The following is a 17,890-nucleotide window of genomic DNA, read 5'->3' as shown; positions in this document are numbered from 1 at the left end:
CTCACGCGCGGGACCGCCGCACGGCCTGCAGCACGACCGCTGCGGCGAGCGCGAGGAGGCCGACGGTGAGAGCGGGCGACGCCACGAATCCGAGCAGCATCCGCAGGTACTGCTCGGGTTCCAGCCGCTCGTAGACGACGTTGTTCGTGTACGACGCGAGCGTCGACCACCACAGGGCTGCGAGGCCGAGCGGGATCAGCACGAGACCCGCGACGGCGAGCGTCAGCGGCACCCGGCGCCCGAGCGGCCGGACGACCGCCGGCGTCGCGGCCGGTCGCTCCTCCGCGACGGACCGGTCCTCGGCGGCCTCGACATCGGCGGGATCCGGCACGAAGGAGAGCCCGGCGAGCGGCGACTCCGGCTCGGCCGACTCCACCCGCGGGCTCGGATCCGCTCGCTGCACTCGCCCGCTCGCCCGCCGCGGGCGCCGGTAGGCCTCCTCCTCACGGCGGCGCACCTCCGGCGCCGGCCCCTGGTAACCGCGCTGGTAGGCGGCGTGGAACCGCGGATCCGTTCTGCTGCTGTCGGCCATGACCGCCCCCGCCTCGTGCACTCGGAGTCTCATCCTGTCGCACGGCCCGCGGCGGAGCGAGGCGCGGCGTCAGGAGCGGCGCCCGGCGCCTCCCGCGGGCAGCGACTCGACGAGGACGCCCTCGCCGAGCTCGAGGTCCTCGTCCTCCGGTCCCTCGTCCTCCGCGGCGGGCCTGCCCCGGCCGGCGCGCACGAGTCCGAGCGCCAGAGTCGCCGCGGTCATCGCGAAGGTCGCGGTGCCGAGTGCCGTCGCGACCGGCCACAGCAGACTCGCGACGATCGCGGCCAGCGGAACCTCGTCACCGTCGGTGTAGCTCCAGTTGTCCGGTTGCACCGCCGAGACCCAGCAGGCCCCCAGCGCCAGCGCCCAGAGCAGGGCGGTGTAGCCCAGCAGCAGGCCCCACCAGCCCCCTCGCCCGGTCATGAGCGCGCCGCCCGGACGGCGATCGCCGCGCCGATCGAGAGCAGGCCGATCGTGACGGCCGGGCCGGCCAGATAGTTGGTGACCGCGCTGACGAACCGGTCGAGTTCGCTCGGCTGAGCGCCGTAGCCCCCGTACATCGCCGAGGTGGCGGACCAGAGCAGTCCCACCCCGCACACCAGGAACAGCACGCCCAGCACGGCGAGCGCGAGCGGGACGCGTCGATCGAGCGCGGACGGCCGGAGCGCCGCAGCCGCCCCTGTCTCCGTGTCGACCGCGGCCCCCGGAGTCTGCGCGCCGTCCGTCTCGACGGCGGCGGCGCTCGGCAGCGCCGCAGCGGCCGGCATCGGCGACGGTTCGGGCGCCGGCGCGGGCCTCGGGTGTCGCGGACGGATCGGCCCGGCCTCCTCCGACCTCGTCGAGCGGCGCCGCTCGGCCGCCTCCGCTCCCCGCGGACGGCGGAACCGCTCCTCCGCGGGCGTCGCGGAGGTGCTCGGCGCCCCCTGCCCCCGGTACCCCCGCTGGTAAGCGGGATGGAACCGCGGATCCGTCCGGGTGCTGTCGGTCATGAAGTCCCCCACTCCGTGCGCGAGCCCCCATCCTGTCGCAGAAGCGCGCCGACCGGCCAGGCCGTCAGCGCACGGAGGCGACGCTCGCGCGGCTCGGCAGGCTCACGCAGCCGGCTCCCGGCACGAGAAGCATGCGGTAGCCGGACGACGGCGTCGATCTTCGCAAAATTCCTGGAACCGACGCTCCAAGAATTCCTGTAAACTCGGTTCCAAGAAAAACACAACATCTGAGCAGAGAGACAGCATGAAGGGAAACGAGCTCGTATGGCGCGCCCTTGCCGACGCTGCCCTTCGAGGCGAACGGCGCTGGCAGAACGCCGGGGACCTTGCGCACGCTGCCGGTGTCCCCTCGAGCAGCGCCTACTTCGCCCTGACGAGACTGGAGGAGATCGGCGCGATCGCTCGATACCCCCGCGGGGGATTCTCCGTCGTGAGCATCGAGAAAGTGGTCACCGTTCTCTGCGCCTGGCGCAATCTGAACCGCGACACCCTTGCAATGACAACGATCGAAGCAATCTCATCCCTACTGGACACGTCACGGGGCCCGTACGCGCTAGGCGGACCCGATGCGGCCAATTCACTTCTCGGGGGTGTTCATGTCGCCGACTTCCACGAGCACCTCGTCTATCTGTCCCCGAAAGCAGATTTAAACGATCTCCCTGACGGAGATGAAGTGCGCGTGCTCGCGATGGACAAGAGAGCCATCAGGGAATGGGCCGGTTACAGCTCGCTAGCGCAGACCTACGCCGACCTCTTCGCCACAGCGGGGTGGGCGGCATCGGAATACAGGTACGCACTGCGCGACCGCTACATGAAAGATCGTGAATGGGACCAGGAGAGCATCGATGACTGAACCTACTGCTGAGAACCTCGACCGACTCCGAGCACTCGTGGACTCTCTCGGTTACGACCTCGACCCCTCGATCCTTATCGGCGGATGGGCGACGCATCTCCGAGTCGGAGGAGACATCAGCCAGGACATCGATTTGATCATCATGAGTCCCGCGCTGCGCGCGACACTGAAGGAACGCCTCGATGATTACAGCGAGAACAGTCGGCTCAGTGGCGGCGGAACGAAAGCTCGTGGATCCGTCGACGGGGTCCACATCGACGCGTACTTCCCCCACGAATCAAAGTTGGGGAACCGTCTTCTCATCGACGTCGCGAAGCTGTCCGCCTACACCGAGGAGGTCCGCAATCGGCAATGGCTCATGCTCACGCTCGAAGCCCACATCGCAACAAAGCTTGCCGCTCTTCTGGATCGGCCCGATTCCGAGAAGGGGGAGAAGGACGCACGCGAGATCGTCCGCTTGATCGACAGCGGCGCCGACGGCTCGGAGGTCGTCAGGATTCTTCTCGATACAACTACCGGGGATCGCGATCTCATTCCCGACCACGTCAGGACCGCATTCCAATTGCTGCCCGATCGCGCACGCCTGAACAAGAAGGCTAGGCGCCACTACAAGAATCTCGAGCGCGAGTGGGTGGACGAAGCGACGATCCAGCTCCGAGAGCTGTCGGCTCCGCTGCGTCCTCGGTTCCCGCCTCAATGAGAGAGAAGGCACGCGCTCAGCGCACGGAGACGACGCTCGCGCGGCTCGGCAGGCTCACGCAGCCGGCGCCGACGAGCAGCAGGGCGATCATCACCGCGGTCAGCGCGCCCCAGCCGCCCGCCTCGACGACGAAGCCGAGCAGCCAGCCGCCGACGCCCGAGCCCACGTAGAAGGCGATCGTGTAGACGGCGCCGGCGTGGCCGCGGAGGGCGGGGGCCGCTCGCGCGCCGGTCCAGGCCGCGCCGGTGGCGTGCACGGCGAAGAAGCCGGCCGAGAAGAGGACGAGCCCGATGACGACGACCACGATCAGCTCCGAGAGCATCACGAGCAGGCCGACGATCATCGCGGCGACGCCGATCCGCATCACGACCCGCGGGCCCAGGCGCGGCGCCCAGACACCGGCGAGCCGGGAGGTCGCGGTGCCGGCGAGATAGGTGAGGAACAGCAGCGAGACGAGCGCCGGCGGCAGCGCGAACGGCGCGGCCTCGAGCCGGAAGGCCAGGTAGTTGTACACCGCGACGAACACGCCGACGACGAAGAACGTCTGCGCGGCGACCGCGAGCAGGACCGGGTCGCGGAGCACCTGCGCGATCTTCCCGCGCCAGCCGCCCTCGCCCCGCGGCGCCCGCGCGACGCCGCCCCGGGGAGCGAGCAGGACGAACGCGACCGCCGCGAGCGCGCAGACGATCGTGACGGCGAGCAGCGCGCCCCGCCAGCCGACCACGGCGGCGAGAGGACCGGCGAGCAGCCGTCCGGCGGCTCCGCCCAGCGTCGTTCCGGAGACGTAGGCCGCGGCGGCGGCGGTCGCGCCCGCCCCGCCGACCCGGTCGTGGATCGCCGCCACGGCGAGCGCCGGCACCGCGCCGAGCGCCGCTCCGCTGAGGAAGCGCAGCACGAGCAGCACCTCGAAGGACGGTGCGACGCAGGCGAGCAGGGCGAGCACGACGGAGGAGAGGACCGCGATCCGCATCGACTCCAGCCGTCCGATCCGCTCGGCGATCGACGCCCAGGGCAGCACCATCAGCGCGAGCCCGACGGTCGCCGCCGAGACGGTCAGCGCGGCGTCCGAGGCGGAGATCCCCCACTCGCGGGAGAACTGCGGGAGCACGCCCTGCACGGCGTAGAGCTCGGCGAAGGTCGCGAGCCCGGCGGCGAGGAGGGCGATCGTCAGCCGGCGCTGGGAGACGGGAGGAGCGTCGACGGCGGGGCGGACGCTGGTGCTCATCCTCCGAGGCTAGAACCGCACTGCGAGCATGACTAATGCCGGATAGCGGCCCACCTATACGCTGAAAGTATGAACGAGCCCGCGATCCTCCGGCTGCTGCCGACGCTCGTCGCCGTCGCGCAGACCGGGAGCGTCACCGCCGCGGCCGCCGAGCTCGGCGTGCCGCAGCCCACCGCGAGCCGCTCGCTCGCGCGCCTGTCGGAGCTGGTCGGCGCCCCGCTGATCCGCCGTGAGGGCCGCGGTGTCGTGCTGACCGAGGCCGGGCGAAGGCTCGCGGACGTCGCGCAGGACGGCCTCGCGCTGATCCGCGCGGGCCTGACCGAGGTGCAGCAGGCCCGCGACCTCGAGGACGGCCGCATCGCGATCGCCTTCCAGACCCTGCTCGGCGAGACGTTCGTGCCCGACGTGATCCGGCGCTTCCGCCGCCGCTGGCCGCGCGTCGGCTTCGGCCTCCGCCACGGCTCGCGCGCGCTGTGCCTCCGGGCGGTCGCCGACGGCGAGTCGGAGCTGGCGATCGTCGCGGACCCGCCGGAGCTGCCGGGCACCACCACGACCACCCTCTACACGGAGCCGCTGCTCGCCGTCGTCGACGACCGGCACCCGCTCGCCTCCCGCCGCTCCGTGACGGTGGCGGAGCTGCGCGGCCTCGACCTGATCATGCTCTCGCCCGGCTACGGCCTGCACGAGTCGGCCCGGCGACTGCTGTCCTTCGAGGGGCGCGATCCCGAGCCGGCCTTCGAGGTCGGCGACTACCGGGCGGCGCGCGGACTGGCCGCGGCGGGCCTCGGCCTGACGATCCTGCCGCCGAGCCCGTCCTCGATCGAGGACGGCGTGCGCGAGATCCCGATCGACGATCCGCGGGCCGTCCGCGAGATCGGCGTGCTCGTCCGCGACACCGGGAATCCGGTGGTGCCGGAGTTCGTCGAGGCCCTGTGCGCGGCGGCCGGAGCGCGCGCCCGGGTGCGCTGACGCGCGAGGACTCTTCTGTCAAGCACAGGCACACGGGGCTCCTGTGCAGGATGCTCGGAGAGGATCCACTTCCCCCCTCACCGCGCACCACCAGCAGCCACGACGGTCTCGGTCATGATCCTTCTCCGCACCCACTCCAACCGCTGGATCGCCCGCGCCCGCCGCACCGGCGTCGTCCACGGCCTGATCACCTTCGCCGACGACCTGCCGCAGCCCGTCTTCCGCACGCTGCGCCTGGACGCCGCGACCGGCGAGCGCGTCCTGCTGCGCGACACCGACACCCTCGAGGTCGCCTTCGCCGTGCTGATCGCGGCGGTCGAGCGGGTGCGCCTGGCGGAGGTCGCGGCACCGGCGGAGGACGACGCAGACCCCGCGGTGCACGCGCCTCTCGCGCCGGTCGTGGTCCTCGCCGAGCCGGACTCCTTCGAGCCGGACGAGCCCACCGACCCGCTGGAGGACGCCGTCGCGGCGTGACCCGCGCGACGAACCGCGCCGGTTCTCTAGAACCTTCCGAACGATTTCGTTCGCATGGTTTTGGACTGAGGACATGAACCGCGACGACCACTCCGCACGTCTGAGTGAGCTGCTGCTCGACGCCGGGCTCAGCATGCGCATCACCGGCTTCCGCGAGCTGCGGATCACCACGCCGTCCGGCGCGGACCTGCACGTGCGCCTCATCATCACCCCTCGGCCGCCCACCGCCTCGGAGATGCGCGAACAGGCGAAGCGGTCGACCGATGGTGCCGTGACCGGATTCGTCGTGCCGCGAGCGAATGCGATCGCGCGGCGACTCGCTCTCGACGACCCGCGGCTCGCGCTGTTCGGCACGGACGACGGCACGGTGATCCCGGACAGGCAGGACCTGTCGTTCGCGACGGACGATCGACCCGCCGTCCCCCGGCGTGTGCCGTACGCGCGCTTCGCCCTCCTGCGCGCGCTGATCAGGACTCGCGAGCCCCGCTCGCAGACGGAGCTCGCGGCGGAGTGCGGCGTCTCGCAGATGTCGATCTCGAAGCTGCTCCGCGCCGACCCGCTCCTCGCCGAGCGGACCGAGCACGGCTGGACCGCCCGCGACCCGCAGGCACTCGTCCGGCACTTCCTCGCGGAGTACCCGGGCCCGGGCGGGCTCGCTCAGTACTGGTACTCCCTTCGGCCCGTGATCGCGCAGGGGGAGCGAGCCCTGACGACGGGAGTTCCAGCGCTGCTGTCCGGCGACTCCGCCGCCGATCGTCTCCAGCCGTGGAGAGTCCCGCGTCTGGCCGTCGTCTACGCCGACCGCGGACTCCCACTCGAACCCGCTGACTTCACGGAGTCGGATTCGCGAGAGGGCACTCTCCTGGTCACCGTTCCGAGGGACCGGACGATCCGGCCGACGGCGACCGCGTGGTACCCGGACGGCCGCACCGTCGACCCGCTCATCGCCGCCTGGGATCTCCGCCGGAGCGGAGGTCCCGACGCCGACGAGGCCGCGGATCACCTGCTGATGCGCGAGACACTCCGCTCACCTTCCGCACCCGAGTCCCGGGAGTCGAACGCGCCTTGATCGTGAAAGCCCTGTCCTACGAATCCCGCAGAAGCACGAACGACATGATCGACCTCTTCGACCTCCTGCAGATCAGGCATTCGAACGAACCCGCCGAAATCGGAGGCTGGCGGATCGGAGACCGCGCAGACGCCGGAGCGCGACGGGACGCGGCGACCGCGCTGAACCGACTCGCCGGCGCGCCGGGTCTCCGCCGGAGTCTCAGAGGGTCCGACGTCCCGCCTTCGGAGTTCAGCGCACTGCTCCGCAGATACATCACCGCTGTCTGAGATCTCACCGGCGGTCCCGCAAGGGGGCCGACCCTCCACAGGTCGGCCCCCTCCGCGCTCAGAGCGTCAGCGTGTGCGCGCCCGAGGCGAGCTCGCGGTCCTCGGCGCCGGCCGTGCGGACGACGGCGGTCGCGCCCTCCGGGACGGTGACGGCCAGCTCGATCGCGTCGCCGCGGCGGTCCCAGCGGACCGAGGCGAGGCCGTGCGGGGTCTCGAGCGTGGACTCGGCCCAGTCGAGGTCGGTGCCGGGCTGCGGGGCGATCAGGAGGCGGGAGTAGCCGGGCTCCATCGGTGCGAGGCCGCCGACGACGCGGTGCAGCCAGTCGGCGACCGCTCCGAGCGCGTAGTGGTTGAAGCTCGTCATCTCGCCCGGGTTGATGGTGCCGTCGGGCAGCATCGAGTCCCAGCGCTCCCAGACCGTGGTCGCGCCCATCGTCACCGGGTACAGCCACGACGGGCACTCGCGCTGCAGCAGCAGGCGGTACGCGGCGTCGATGTGCCCGGTCGAGGAGAGCGCGTCGGTGATGAACGGCGTGCCCGCGAAGCCGGTGGAGATCGTGTAGCCGCTCTCGGCGACCAGCTCGGCGAGGCGGTCGCCGGCCCAGCCGAGCTCGTCGTCGTCGAGAAGGCCGAAGACGATCGCGAGGGAGTAGACGGTGGTGCAGTCGCTGAAGACGCGCTGATCGGCGACGTACTTCGCGCGGAAGGCCGCACGCAGCTCGGCGGCCATCTCGGTGAACTCCCGCTCGTCCTCGGTGCGGCCGAGCACGGCGGCGCTCTCGGCGACGATGCGGGCCGTGCGGTAGGCACAGGCCGTCGCGACGACGCCGGTGTCGGCCTTCGCGTCGGCCGGCTTGTCGGGCGCCGCGTCGGGGTCGAGCCAGTCGCCGAACTGGAAGCCGGTGTCCCAGACCCCCGAGTCGGAGAGCTTCGAGCGCACCCGGCGGGCGTGCGAGGCCATCGACGCGAACGACTCCTCGAGCACGACCGGGTCGCCGTAGGCCTCCCAGACCGCCCACGGCACCCAGGCCGCGGCGTCGCTCCACAGCGCGGTGGAGTCCATGGGAGGGAAGCTGGTCTCGGCCGCGCGGCGCTTCAGCACGTCCGGCACGACGAACGGGACGGCGCCGTCGTGGTGCGCCTGCTCGAGGGCGAGGTCGCGGAGCCAGTCGCGGAGGAAGTCCTCGGCGTCGGCGAGGTAGACGGCGGTCGAGGCGAAGGCGGCGATGTCGCCGGTCCAGCCCAGGCGCTCGTCGCGCTGCGGGCAGTCGGTCGGCACGTCGAGGAAGTTGCCGACCATGCCGCGGTAGACGTTGTCGTGCAGCTGGTTGACGAGGTCGTCGGAGCTGCGGAAGGTGCCGATCCGGCGCAGGTCGCTGGAGACGACGACCGCGGTGAGCGCGCCGTCGGCGATGTCCCCGGGCCAGCCCTCGACCTCGGCGTAGCGGAAGCCGTGGAAGGTGAGGGTCGGCTCGAAGACGTCCGCGCCGCCCGAGAGGGTGAAGCGGTCGGTGGCCTTCGCCTCGCGCAGCGGGCGGACGCCCAGCTCGTCGTCCTCGAGGACCTCGGCGTGGCGCAGCGTGACGACGCTCCCCTCCGGGCCGGTGACCTCGACGCGCAGCCAGCCGACGAGGTTCTCGCCGAAGTCGACGAGGGTGCGGCCGGACGGGCTCGTCCAGATCTTCTGCGGCGCGACCTCGCGCAGGCGGCGCACCGGCGGCGCGATGTAGGGCTCGAGCTTCGAGAGGTCGACGTCGACCTCCCGGGTCGCGGTCCAGGCGGAGTCGTCGAAGCCGGCGCTCCTCCAGCCCTGCGGCTCGAGGCGGGCGTCGATGTCCTGGCCGTCGTAGATGCTGTCGGCGGTCGTCGATCCGGTCGCGGCGCGCCAGGAGTCGTCGGTCGCGACGATCTGCTCGGCGCCGTCCGCGAAGGTGATCCGCAGCTCGGCGAAGCCGGCGATCTCGGTGCCGTAGGGCTCGGCGCCCTCGCCCCAGGTCAGGCGGCCGCGGTACCAGCCGTCGCCGAGCGCGAGAGCGAGGACGACGCTGTCGCCGGAGATCAGGCTCGTGACGTCGTGCTCGGAGTAGCGCAGGCGCCACTCGTAGCTGGTCCAGCCGGGGGTGAAGAGCTCGTCCGAGACGGGCTCGCCGTCGATCCAGGCCTCGACGATGCCCAGCGCCGAGAGGCGGAGGGTCGCGGAGACGACGTCGCCGTGCCCGGTCTCGAGGGCGGTCTCGCGGCGGAGCAGTGGCGCGGCGTCCAGGGCGGCGGCGGGCGCCGTGAAGCGGGCGGTCCAGTCGGTCATCATCGTCCTTCTGTCAGGAGTGGTCGGGGTGGTCGGAGTGTCAGGGGTGGTCGTGGGCGGTCGGCCGGTGGCGCGGGGCGCCCGGCGCGGAGGAGGAGCGGACGCGCAGCACAGGGGTGAGCTGGAAGTGCACCGGCTCGGTCCGGCCCTCGAGGCGCTCGAGCAGGAGGCGCACGGCGCGGTCGCCGAGCTCCTCGCCCGACTGGTCGACGGTCGTCAGCGAGATCCCGGGGTGCCCGGCGACCTCGATGTCGTCGTAGCCGACGATCGCGACGTCGGCCGCGGTTAGCCCGAGCTCGTCGCGCGCCCAGAGCGCGTCGAGGGCGAGCGCGTCGTTGCCGGCGAAGACGGCGGTCGGCCGGTCGGGCGAGCGGAGGAGCTCGAGCGAGCGCTCGTAGGCGTCGAGGCGCTCCGTGCCGAGGTGGACGACCTGCAGCTCGTCCGCGAGACCCGCCGACACCATCCGCTCGCGGTACCGGACGAGGCGCACCGAGTGCGGCGCCGCGGCCACCCGGCTGGTGATGTCGTCGCTGATGGTGAGGTGCGCGATGCGGCGGTGCCCGAGCTCCAGCAGGTGATCGAGGACGAGGTCGGTCCCCGCGACGTCGTCGTTGGTGACGGTGTCGTAGCCGGTGGAGTCGTCGTGCCGGCCGAGCATCACGATCGGCGTGCGGGCGGCCAGCCGCTCGAGCCAGGCGGGCTCGACCATCGGCGAGACGGCGATCATCCCGTCGACCTGGCGGTCGAAGAGCGCCTCGATCGCGCGGAAGCCCTCGCCGGAGTCGCTCTGCGCGGGAGCGACGATCAGCTGGTAGCGGCTGCCCTCGAGCGCGGCGGAGGCGCCGGTGACGATGCGGTTGAAGAAGGAGTTGCCGAGCGAGGGCACCTCGACGCCGATGGTGAAACTGGCCCCGCGCATGGCCCGGGCCGCGACGCTGGGCCGGTAGTCGAGCTCCTCGATCGCGGCGGTGACCCGCTCCCGCATCGAGGCGCTGACACCGTAGGCGTTGCGGATGACCTTGGAGACCGCTGCCCGCGAGACGCCGGCGTGCAGCGCGACGTCCTGGATGGTCGCGGGGCCGGTGTGGCCGGTCTCGATCGAGCTCATCATCGCCTCCTCGCGCTGTCGCTGCTGCCGTGCTGCCGTGATCCGTTGCTGCCGTGCTCTGACGGCGCCCCGATCGGGGCCTCCGCGAACGCCACTGTAACGGTTCATTCTCGATCGTGTAGATCGATCCACGAATTTGCCCGATTTCGTTGACACGTTTCACGACACGGACGTAGGTTCTCCCTGCGTCGCCCCGCGGCCCGGCCTTCCGAACGGTCCGGCGAGCAGGACGACAGCCCCCGGGCACCCCCGCAACGAAGAAGTTGTCCCTACATGGAGGTAGTGATGTCGACCCGACAGAACCGGCGAGCAGTGCTCGCCCTCGGCGCAGGAGGAGCGGCTCTCGCTCTCGCGCTCACCGGCTGCAGCACCGGAGGAGGCGGCGGCGATTCCGCCGACGGCTCCACGCTGAGCGTGCTCATCGACAACCAGACGGCGACCGTCGAGCTCTGGGACGCGCTGAAGACGAAGTTCGAGGAGGAGAACGACGGCATCACCCTCGACATCGAGACCCGGCCGCAGGGCAGCGAGGGCGACAACCTCGTCAAGACGCGCCTCGCCACCGGCGAGATGAACGACGTCTTCGCCTACAACTCGGGCTCGCTCTTCCAGGCGCTGAACCCCGACCAGAACCTCGCGCCGCTCTCGGACGAGCCCTGGGTCGACTCGCTCGACGAGGGCTTCCGCACCGTGGTCTCGACCGACTCGGACCTCTACGGCATCCCGCTCGGCCAGGCGATGGGCGGCGCGGTCCTCTACAACAAGGACGTCTACAGCAGCCTCGGCCTGACCGTGCCGAAGACCTGGGACGAGTTCATCGCGAACAGCGAGAAGATCAAGGCCGCCGGCGACGTCGCGCCGATCATCCAGACCTACGGCGACACCTGGACCTCGCAGCTCTTCGTGCTCGGCGACTTCGCCAACGTGCTGGAGCAGGACCCGGAGTGGGCGACGCAGTACACGGCCAACGAGGCCAAGTACGTCGACGAGCCGGCGCTGGCCGGCTTCGAGCACCTGCAGCAGGTCGCCGAGTCGGGTCTGGTGAACGAGGACTACGCCTCCGCCACCTACGACGACGGCGTGCGCATGGTCGCGACCGGCGAGGGCGCGCAGTACCCGATGCTGACCTTCGCGGCCGGCCCGCTGATCCAGAACTACCCGGACTCGCTGCAGAAGGTCGGCCTGTTCCCGCTGCCCGGCGAGTCGGCCGACTCCAACCCGCTGACCGTCTGGCAGCCCAACGCGGTCTACGTGCCCAAGTCGACCGAGGGTGCGAAGCTCGAGAGCGCCAAGAAGCTGATGGCCTTCCTGGTCACCCCCGAGAGCTGCGACATCCAGAGCGAGATCGCGGCACCCCAGGGGCCGTTCGTGATCGACGGCTGCACGCTGCCCGACGACGTGCCCGCCCTCGTGTCGGACATGCAGCCCTACTTCGACGCCAACGACACGGGCCTCGCGCTCGAGTTCCTCTCGCCGATCAAGGGCCCGGCGCTCGAGCAGATCACCGTCGCTGTCGGCTCCGGCATCACGCCCGCCGCGGAGGGTGCTCAGCAGTACGACGACGACGTCACGAAGCAGGCCAAGCAGCTCGGCCTCGACGGCTGGTGAGCCTCGGGGGCCGGGAGCGGAGGCAGCCCCTCCGCTCCCGGCCCCTTCCCCCGGGCGCACCGCCCTCCCACCCCTCCCCCGGCCGATCGACGGAGATCTGATGACCGCAACGATGGAGAAGCGCCCGGCCCGGCGCTCCGAACCCTCCCGCTCCCCCGAGCCGCCGAAACGACGCAAGGCCATGAAGAGCCCGTACCCGACGTGGTTCTACCTGCCGGCCGGCGTCTTCTACGTGGTCCTGTTCCTCGTCCCGACGGTCGCCTCCCTCTACTTCTCCCTCACGCGCTGGACGCTCTTCGACTCGACCTTCATCGGCTTCGAGAACTTCGTCGAGTTCTTCCAGGACCCGGCGCTGACGACCGGCTTCGTCAACACCTTCATCTACGCGGCGATCACCTCGGGCCTGAAGATCGTGCTCGGCATGGCCCTCGGCGTGCTGCTGAGCTCGCAGATCATCGGCCGCGGCTTCCTCCGCAGCGTGGTGTTCTTCCCGGTGCTGGTGTCGACGATCGGCATCGGCATCACCTTCAAGGTGCTGCTCGACCCGTTCGACGGCCTGATCAACCAGGGCCTCGCGACGATCGGCCTCGCCGGCCCGGGCTGGCTCACCGACCCGCAGTGGGCGCTCTTCTCGGTCGCGCTCGTCGACGTCTGGAAGGGCGTCGGACTCGCGACGCTCATCTACATCGCCGGCATCGTCGCGATCCCGCAGGACTACTTCGAGGCCGCCCGCGTCGACGGCGCCGGCGCCTGGCACAACTTCCGGCACATCACGCTGCCGCTGCTGCGCCCCGCCACCGTGACGGTGATCCTGCTCTCGCTGATCGGCGGGCTGCGCTCGTTCGATCTGATCTGGGCGATGACCAAGGGCGGGCCCGGCTTCACCAGCGACGTGGTCGCCTCGGTCATCTACAAGCAGTACCAGGCCGGCTTCTACGGCCTCTCGACCGCCGGCAACGTCATCCTCTTCCTCGTCGTCGCAGCGCTGATCTTCCCGCTGTCGGCCTGGCTCAACCGGAAGGACAAGGAGCTGTGACCACCACGCCGCTCACGCCCGCCCCGCTCTCGCCGACCCCGCTCCAGGACGACCCGCTGCGCGCGAAGGTGCGCCAGCGCGGCGTCGGCCGCGGCTCCCGGACCTGGCGCTACGGCGGCGGGATCCTCGCCATCGTCCTCGCGGTCATCGTCTTCATCGTCCCCTTCCTCTTCATCGTGCTCACCGCCGCGAAGACGCAGCAGGAGTCGTCGCTGCTCGGCTTCACCCTGCCGACGCAGTGGGTGTTCCTCGAGAACCTGCAGGAGGTGGTCTCGGCGCGGAACTTCGTGCTGCTGCGGGCCTTCGCGAACAGCGCGATCCTGACGATCGTCTCCGTCACGGTGATGGTGGTCCTCGCCGCGATGGTCGGCTACGTCCTCCAGCGCCGCCGCTCGAAGTGGAACCCGCTCGTCAACGGCTTCGTCCTGGCCGGCCTGATCATCCCGCCCGCCGTCGTCCCGACGATCTGGGTGCTGCAGGGCCTCGAGCTCTTCAAGACGCTGCCCGGCCTGATCGCGGTGCACGTCGCCTTCGGCCTCTCCTTCTGCATCCTCCTGTTCCGCGCCTTCGTCTCGACGATCCCCCGCGAGCTGGACGAGGCGGCGACCATCGACGGGGCCGGCCCCTTCCGCCTCTTCTTCACCGTGGTGCTGCCGCTGCTGAAGCCGGTGATCGTGACAGTGATCGTCGTGCAGGCCGTGACGGTCTTCAACGACTTCACCTACGCGCTGTACTTCCTCCCCGGCGACGACAACGCGACCGTGCAGCTGACGCTCTACAACTTCTCCTCGCAGTCGGTGTCGTCCTGGAACCTGCTCTTCATGGACGTGCTGCTCATCACCATCCCGCCGCTCGTGATGTACATCTTCTTCAACCGCCAGATCGTCGCCGGCATGACGTCCGGAGCGGTCAAGGGCTGAGCGGAGCCGTCGGGCAGCCACGCCGTTCCGGAGCCGCCGTCGAACTCCTCCCGTTCCACCGGGAGAGGTTCGGCGGCGGTTCCGTCGTGGGGCGTTGAGCAGGCTCGACATCGAAGGTCGAGTTTCGAAGTCCGGCCTTCACCCTTTCCGTCGTGACGCGGTGTCGTCCCGAATAGCCCTGTTATGATCTCCGTATGCTGCGTCTCGCGCCAGTTGCATCTCTGGGTGATGAGCATCGAGGCGGTCGCTCAGCGCCGTAGAAGGACCCGTCCACCAGCGGAGCCGGCAGGACGAGCGACCGACAGACGTCCGTACTGGCGCGGATTGCGCGTCCTTCGAGGCGGCGCTCACACACACCCGCCGCAGGAGACCTCTCTCCGAGCCGGAGCGCTCGGCCTCCACGGCCGGGCGGGGCGGATGCCCCGTCGAGCGCCGTAGCGATCAGGCCACCCGTTCGATCCTCGTACTCTTCGTCGGCGACCGCAGAGCGCGAAAACCGAACGGTCTTCTCACGCTCGAAGACGTCGGTCTGAAGTCACGAAGGAGTGCACAGAATGGTCATGCGAACGAAGTCGACAATCCATCCGACCATCGTCGTGTCGAGCCTGGTGAGTGAGCGCTTTCGTCGACTTCCGTCGGCGTGAGCGGTAGACCGAGAGCCGAATATCGGCGCAGGAAGATCAGGACGGCTGCTCGTCCTCGCTGATCATGTTCAGCAGGGGGACGTTCTTCACGTTCTCCGCTGCCGCCGAGGACGAGCCGACGTGGTGGATCGTCCTCGCCGCGATCGGCCTCCTCGGAACCGGCATCGGCGCTTGCGCTGATCTTCATCGGCGATGACGCTGGGCGTCGCACGACGACATCACCCCTCGACGCCCGAGCCGGAAGGTCACGGGCTGCGCGGCCCTCGGTCCTCGTCCGTCGGGTGCTCCCCCGGCGGGCGCCGCTCGGTCCAGCGGGCGAGGTCCGACGGGGGCTCGGTCGTGGGGAGGTCACGGGGGCCGACGAGTCGGCGCAGCCGGGCCGGTCGGCGCGAGCGGGTCAGGGCCGTGCGCCAGCGGACGTCGACCGCGGCGCGCTGGAGCGGGTCGATCGGCTGGAGGACGCCGTCGATCCGCTCCTCGATGCGCACGAGCGGCGGGCGCACGAGGTGCAGGCGACGGCCCGGCTCGCGCTCCGGATCGGCGCGGCCGGCCCGGGTGCGGAGCTGCTGCTCCAGCTGCTCGGGATCGCGGGCCGACCAGGCACTGACGCCGACGCGGCCGTCGGGCAGGACGAAGCGCTCGGTGATCCGCAGCGGGAGCTCGTCGTGGGGGTGGGTCATCGTTCGTGCCTTTCCGAGGGAGGGTGGTGCCGAGCGGATCTGCGCCGGGGGACGTGGCATGGGGCCTGCGCGGGGGCGGTCGTCCAGCCGCATCGGGAGGAAAGTACTGCTCGCTTCCGCACGGCAGAGGGGCACGGGAGCGAGCTGTGGAGAGCTCCGCGATCCGCACTGTTGGGGAGGAGTGGCGTCTCCTGCGCCGGACCGCGACGGCGCGCGGGATCCGTGGCACGCTCGTGGAGACCGAAAGGCCGTGATGACCACCGCACCTCCCTCCGCTCCGACTCCCTCTCCCGCTCCGCTCGCCGGCGTCCGCGTGCTCGAGCTGGGCAACTTCATCGCCGCCCCCACCGCGGGCCGCCTGCTCGCCGACTTCGGCGCCGACGTGATCAAGGTCGAGCGCCCCGGCACGGGCGACGAGCTGCGCAAGTGGCGGCTGCACCCCGGATCGACGACGTCGATGCTCTTCCACACCCTCAACCGCAGCAAGCGCTCGGTCGCGCTGGACCTCCGCACGGAGGAGGGCCGCGACGCCGTCCGCGAGCTCGCCGCCGAGTGCGACGTCGTCCTCGAGAACTTCCGCCCGGGCACCCTCGAGCGCTGGGGCATCGGACCGGACGTGCTGAACGAGGCGAACCCCGAGCTGGTCATCGGCCGCATCTCGGCGTTCGGCCAGACCGGTCCGCTCTCCAGCCGGCCGGGCTTCGCGGCGGTCGCCGAGGCGATGGGCGGCTTCCGCGAGCTGGTCGGCGACCCGGACCGCCCGCCCGTCCGCGTCGGCGTCTCGATCGGCGACTCGATCGCCGGCCTCTACGCCGGCTACGGGGTGATGATGGCGCTCTTCCAGCGCGAGACCCGCCGTGCCGCCGGGCTCGGTCCGGCACCGCTGGTCGAGCGAGTGATCGACGTCGCGCTGAACGAGGCGATGTTCTCGATGATGGAGTCGCTCATCCCCGACTACCAGGCGCACGGCATCGTGCGGGAGCGCGTCGGTGGCCGAATGGAGGGCATCGCGCCGACGAACGCCTACGTCTGCGGCGACGGCTCGAGCATCGTCGTCGCGGCCAACGGCGACGCGATCTTCCAGCGGCTGATGGCGATCATCGACCGCGCCGACCTGGCCGAGGACCCGGACCTGCTCACCAACGACGGCCGCTGGCGCCGCCGCGACGAGCTCGACGCCGCGATCGGCGCCTGGACCGCCACGACGACCTCGGATGCGGCGCTCGCGATCCTCGACGAGCGCGGCGTGCCCTCGGGCCCGATCCTCACCGCCGCCGACATCAGCACGAACGAGCAGTACGCGGCCCGCGGCATGATCCAGAAGTTCGACGTCGACACGGGCGCCGGGATCATCGAGGGCGTCGGCTTCCCCGGCATCGTCCCGGTGCTCGGCGACCGCTCGCTCCCCATCCGCACGCTCGCGCCCGCGCTGGGCCACGACACCGAGGAGGTCCTGGCGATGCTCGGACGCAAGCGGATCGACGACACGACGGCGGAGGAGGAGACCCGATGACCGCCGCCGACCGTACCGTCCGGCTGCGCGACGTCACCCTCCGCGACGGACTGCAGCTGACCGGCAAGCTCCTCTCGACCGAGCGCAAGGTCGAGCTGGTCCGGGCGCTCCTCGCGGCGGGCGTCCCCGAGCTGGAGATCGGCTCGCTCGCCCGGGGCGATCTCGTGCCGCCGATGGCCAACACCCTCGAGGTCGTCGCGGCGCTGACCGCCGAGGAGCTCGAGCACTGCTGGGTCTGGGTGGCCACCCCGCGCCACATCGAGCGAGCGGCAGCGGCCGGCGCGCGCAACTTCCAGTACTGCCTCTCGGCCTCCGACTCCCACAACCGCGCCAACATCGGGCGGAGCACCGAGGCGAGCCTCGACGCGATGCCCGAGGCCGTCGCCCTCGCGCACGCGGTCGGCGGACGCATCCAGCTCTGCATCGCCACGTCCTTCACCTGCCCCTTCGAGGGCCCGGTTCCCGAGGAGCGGGTGCTCGCGATCGCGAACGACCCCCGCGCAGCCGGCGCCGAGGACGTCGTCATCTGCGACACCCTCGGCCAGGCCCACCCCGAGCAGGTGTTCTCGCTCGTCTCCCGGGTCGCCGCCGAGACGCCGCCGCGGGAGATCGTCTTCCACGGCCACGACACCTGGGGCGCCGGCGTGGTCAACGCGCTGACCGCCGTCCGCGCCGGCGCGACCGTCGTCGACGGCGCGCTCGGCGGGCTGGGCGGCTGCCCGTTCGCACCCGGCGCGAGCGGCAACACCGCCACCGAGGACCTCGTCTTCGCGATGCGCCCCGACTGGCTCGACACCGAGCGCTTCGCCGAGCTGGTGCGCCAGTCCGAGCGGCTGCTCGCCGACGTCGAGGAGCCGAACCGCTCGAAGGCCCGCCAGGGCGCCCGCTCGAAGGCCGAGGCGTTCCCCTGGGTGGTCGCGGACGCGACGTCCTGAGGCCGGGCGTGCCGGCGGATCCACGTGGAAGAGCTGCCCGCAGCCTTTGCTGGTCGAGTAG

19 protein-coding genes are annotated in these 17,890 nt (G+C 71.1%); 11 read left to right on the top strand and 8 right to left on the bottom strand.

The window, feature by feature from the left end; genetic code table 11:
- Position 1 precedes the first annotated feature (1 nt).
- From EDF35_RS15100 to EDF35_RS15090, 3 genes are all read right to left on the bottom strand, one after another.
- Entirely contained in the window at positions 2–532 is a 531-nt protein-coding gene (locus tag EDF35_RS15100) for a hypothetical protein (RefSeq protein ID WP_133962921.1), read from the bottom strand.
- A 69-nt stretch (positions 533–601) separates the two neighbouring features.
- Positions 602–955, bottom strand: coding sequence for a hypothetical protein (locus EDF35_RS15095; protein WP_133962920.1), 354 nt, complete (start codon positions 953–955; stop codon positions 602–604).
- On the bottom strand, positions 952–1,299 hold the full coding sequence (locus tag EDF35_RS15090) for a hypothetical protein (RefSeq protein WP_133962919.1): 348 nt from the start codon (positions 1,297–1,299) through the stop codon (positions 952–954). Before EDF35_RS15090 ends, EDF35_RS15095 begins: the two co-directional genes overlap by 4 nt.
- Before the next feature lie 466 nt (positions 1,300–1,765).
- Between EDF35_RS15090 and EDF35_RS15085 the strand changes: the two genes are divergently transcribed.
- Positions 1,766–2,374: a hypothetical protein gene (locus EDF35_RS15085; protein WP_133962918.1), complete on the top strand. Its 609-nt coding sequence runs from the start codon at positions 1,766–1,768 to the stop codon at positions 2,372–2,374.
- A complete protein-coding gene (locus EDF35_RS15080; RefSeq protein WP_133962917.1) occupies positions 2,367–3,074 on the top strand; it encodes a nucleotidyl transferase AbiEii/AbiGii toxin family protein in 708 nt (235 codons plus the stop codon). The genes EDF35_RS15085 and EDF35_RS15080 overlap by 8 nt, the downstream gene beginning before the upstream one ends.
- Positions 3,075–3,090: 16 nt before the next feature.
- Here EDF35_RS15080 and EDF35_RS15075 read toward each other — a convergent pair whose 3' ends face one another.
- Positions 3,091–4,299, bottom strand: coding sequence for an MFS transporter (locus tag EDF35_RS15075; RefSeq protein ID WP_133962916.1), 1,209 nt, complete (start codon positions 4,297–4,299; stop codon positions 3,091–3,093).
- A gap of 69 nt (positions 4,300–4,368) precedes the next feature.
- Here EDF35_RS15075 and EDF35_RS15070 point away from each other — a divergent pair, with 69 nt between their 5' ends.
- From EDF35_RS15070 to EDF35_RS15055, 4 genes are all read left to right on the top strand, one after another.
- Complete coding sequence (locus tag EDF35_RS15070) at positions 4,369–5,268, top strand: LysR family transcriptional regulator (RefSeq protein ID WP_133962915.1); 900 nt, start codon at positions 4,369–4,371, stop codon at positions 5,266–5,268.
- 114 nt (positions 5,269–5,382) lie between these two features.
- Positions 5,383–5,742: a hypothetical protein gene (locus EDF35_RS15065; protein WP_133962914.1), complete on the top strand. Its 360-nt coding sequence runs from the start codon at positions 5,383–5,385 to the stop codon at positions 5,740–5,742.
- A gap of 73 nt (positions 5,743–5,815) precedes the next feature.
- Positions 5,816–6,811, top strand: a complete 996-nt coding sequence (locus tag EDF35_RS15060; protein WP_133962913.1) for a hypothetical protein — start codon at positions 5,816–5,818, stop codon at positions 6,809–6,811.
- 44 nt (positions 6,812–6,855) lie between these two features.
- Positions 6,856–7,080, top strand: a complete 225-nt coding sequence (locus tag EDF35_RS15055) for a hypothetical protein (protein ID WP_133962912.1) — start codon at positions 6,856–6,858, stop codon at positions 7,078–7,080.
- Positions 7,081–7,138: 58 nt separating this feature from the next.
- On the opposite strand, the gene EDF35_RS15050 is transcribed toward EDF35_RS15055, so the two are convergent.
- A complete protein-coding gene (locus EDF35_RS15050; protein ID WP_208323079.1) occupies positions 7,139–9,385 on the bottom strand; it encodes an alpha-L-rhamnosidase in 2,247 nt (748 codons plus the stop codon).
- Positions 9,386–9,425: 40 nt separating this feature from the next.
- A complete protein-coding gene (locus EDF35_RS15045) occupies positions 9,426–10,493 on the bottom strand; it encodes a LacI family DNA-binding transcriptional regulator (RefSeq protein ID WP_133962910.1) in 1,068 nt (355 codons plus the stop codon).
- A gap of 285 nt (positions 10,494–10,778) precedes the next feature.
- Here EDF35_RS15045 and EDF35_RS15040 point away from each other — a divergent pair, with 285 nt between their 5' ends.
- The 3 genes from EDF35_RS15040 (at position 10,779) to EDF35_RS15030 (ending at position 14,057) form a co-directional block, all read left to right on the top strand.
- Positions 10,779–12,101: an extracellular solute-binding protein gene (locus tag EDF35_RS15040; protein ID WP_243840003.1), complete on the top strand. Its 1,323-nt coding sequence runs from the start codon at positions 10,779–10,781 to the stop codon at positions 12,099–12,101.
- Between the two features lie 100 nt (positions 12,102–12,201).
- The gene (locus tag EDF35_RS15035; RefSeq protein ID WP_123705466.1) at positions 12,202–13,137 is read left to right on the top strand and encodes a sugar ABC transporter permease; all 936 of its coding nucleotides are present in this window, start codon (positions 12,202–12,204) and stop codon (positions 13,135–13,137) included.
- 68 nt (positions 13,138–13,205) lie between these two features.
- Entirely contained in the window at positions 13,206–14,057 is an 852-nt protein-coding gene (locus tag EDF35_RS15030) for a carbohydrate ABC transporter permease (RefSeq protein WP_123705636.1), read from the top strand.
- A gap of 680 nt (positions 14,058–14,737) precedes the next feature.
- Here the strand turns inward: EDF35_RS15030 and EDF35_RS21415 are convergent.
- Both EDF35_RS21415 and EDF35_RS15025 read right to left on the bottom strand, forming a co-directional pair.
- Positions 14,738–14,866, bottom strand: a complete 129-nt coding sequence (locus EDF35_RS21415) for a hypothetical protein (protein WP_279587527.1) — start codon at positions 14,864–14,866, stop codon at positions 14,738–14,740.
- A gap of 80 nt (positions 14,867–14,946) precedes the next feature.
- Positions 14,947–15,381 (bottom strand): hypothetical protein, encoded by a 435-nt coding sequence (locus EDF35_RS15025; protein WP_133962908.1) that lies wholly within the window; start codon positions 15,379–15,381, stop codon positions 14,947–14,949.
- Between the two features lie 253 nt (positions 15,382–15,634).
- Between EDF35_RS15025 and EDF35_RS15020 the strand changes: the two genes are divergently transcribed.
- Together EDF35_RS15020 and EDF35_RS15015 are read left to right on the top strand one after the other, a co-directional pair.
- On the top strand, positions 15,635–16,894 hold the full coding sequence (locus EDF35_RS15020; protein WP_133962907.1) for a CoA transferase: 1,260 nt from the start codon (positions 15,635–15,637) through the stop codon (positions 16,892–16,894).
- Positions 16,891–17,829, top strand: a complete 939-nt coding sequence (locus EDF35_RS15015; RefSeq protein WP_133962906.1) for a hydroxymethylglutaryl-CoA lyase — start codon at positions 16,891–16,893, stop codon at positions 17,827–17,829. The genes EDF35_RS15020 and EDF35_RS15015 overlap by 4 nt, the downstream gene beginning before the upstream one ends.
- Positions 17,830–17,890: the final 61 nt, after the last annotated feature.

The sequence above is a fragment of the Rathayibacter sp. PhB151 genome, assembly GCF_004366415.1.
In the GTDB taxonomy this organism is placed as follows: Bacteria; Actinomycetota; Actinomycetes; order Actinomycetales; family Microbacteriaceae; genus Rathayibacter; species Rathayibacter festucae.
This window is presented reverse-complemented; position numbering and strand designations above follow the sequence as displayed.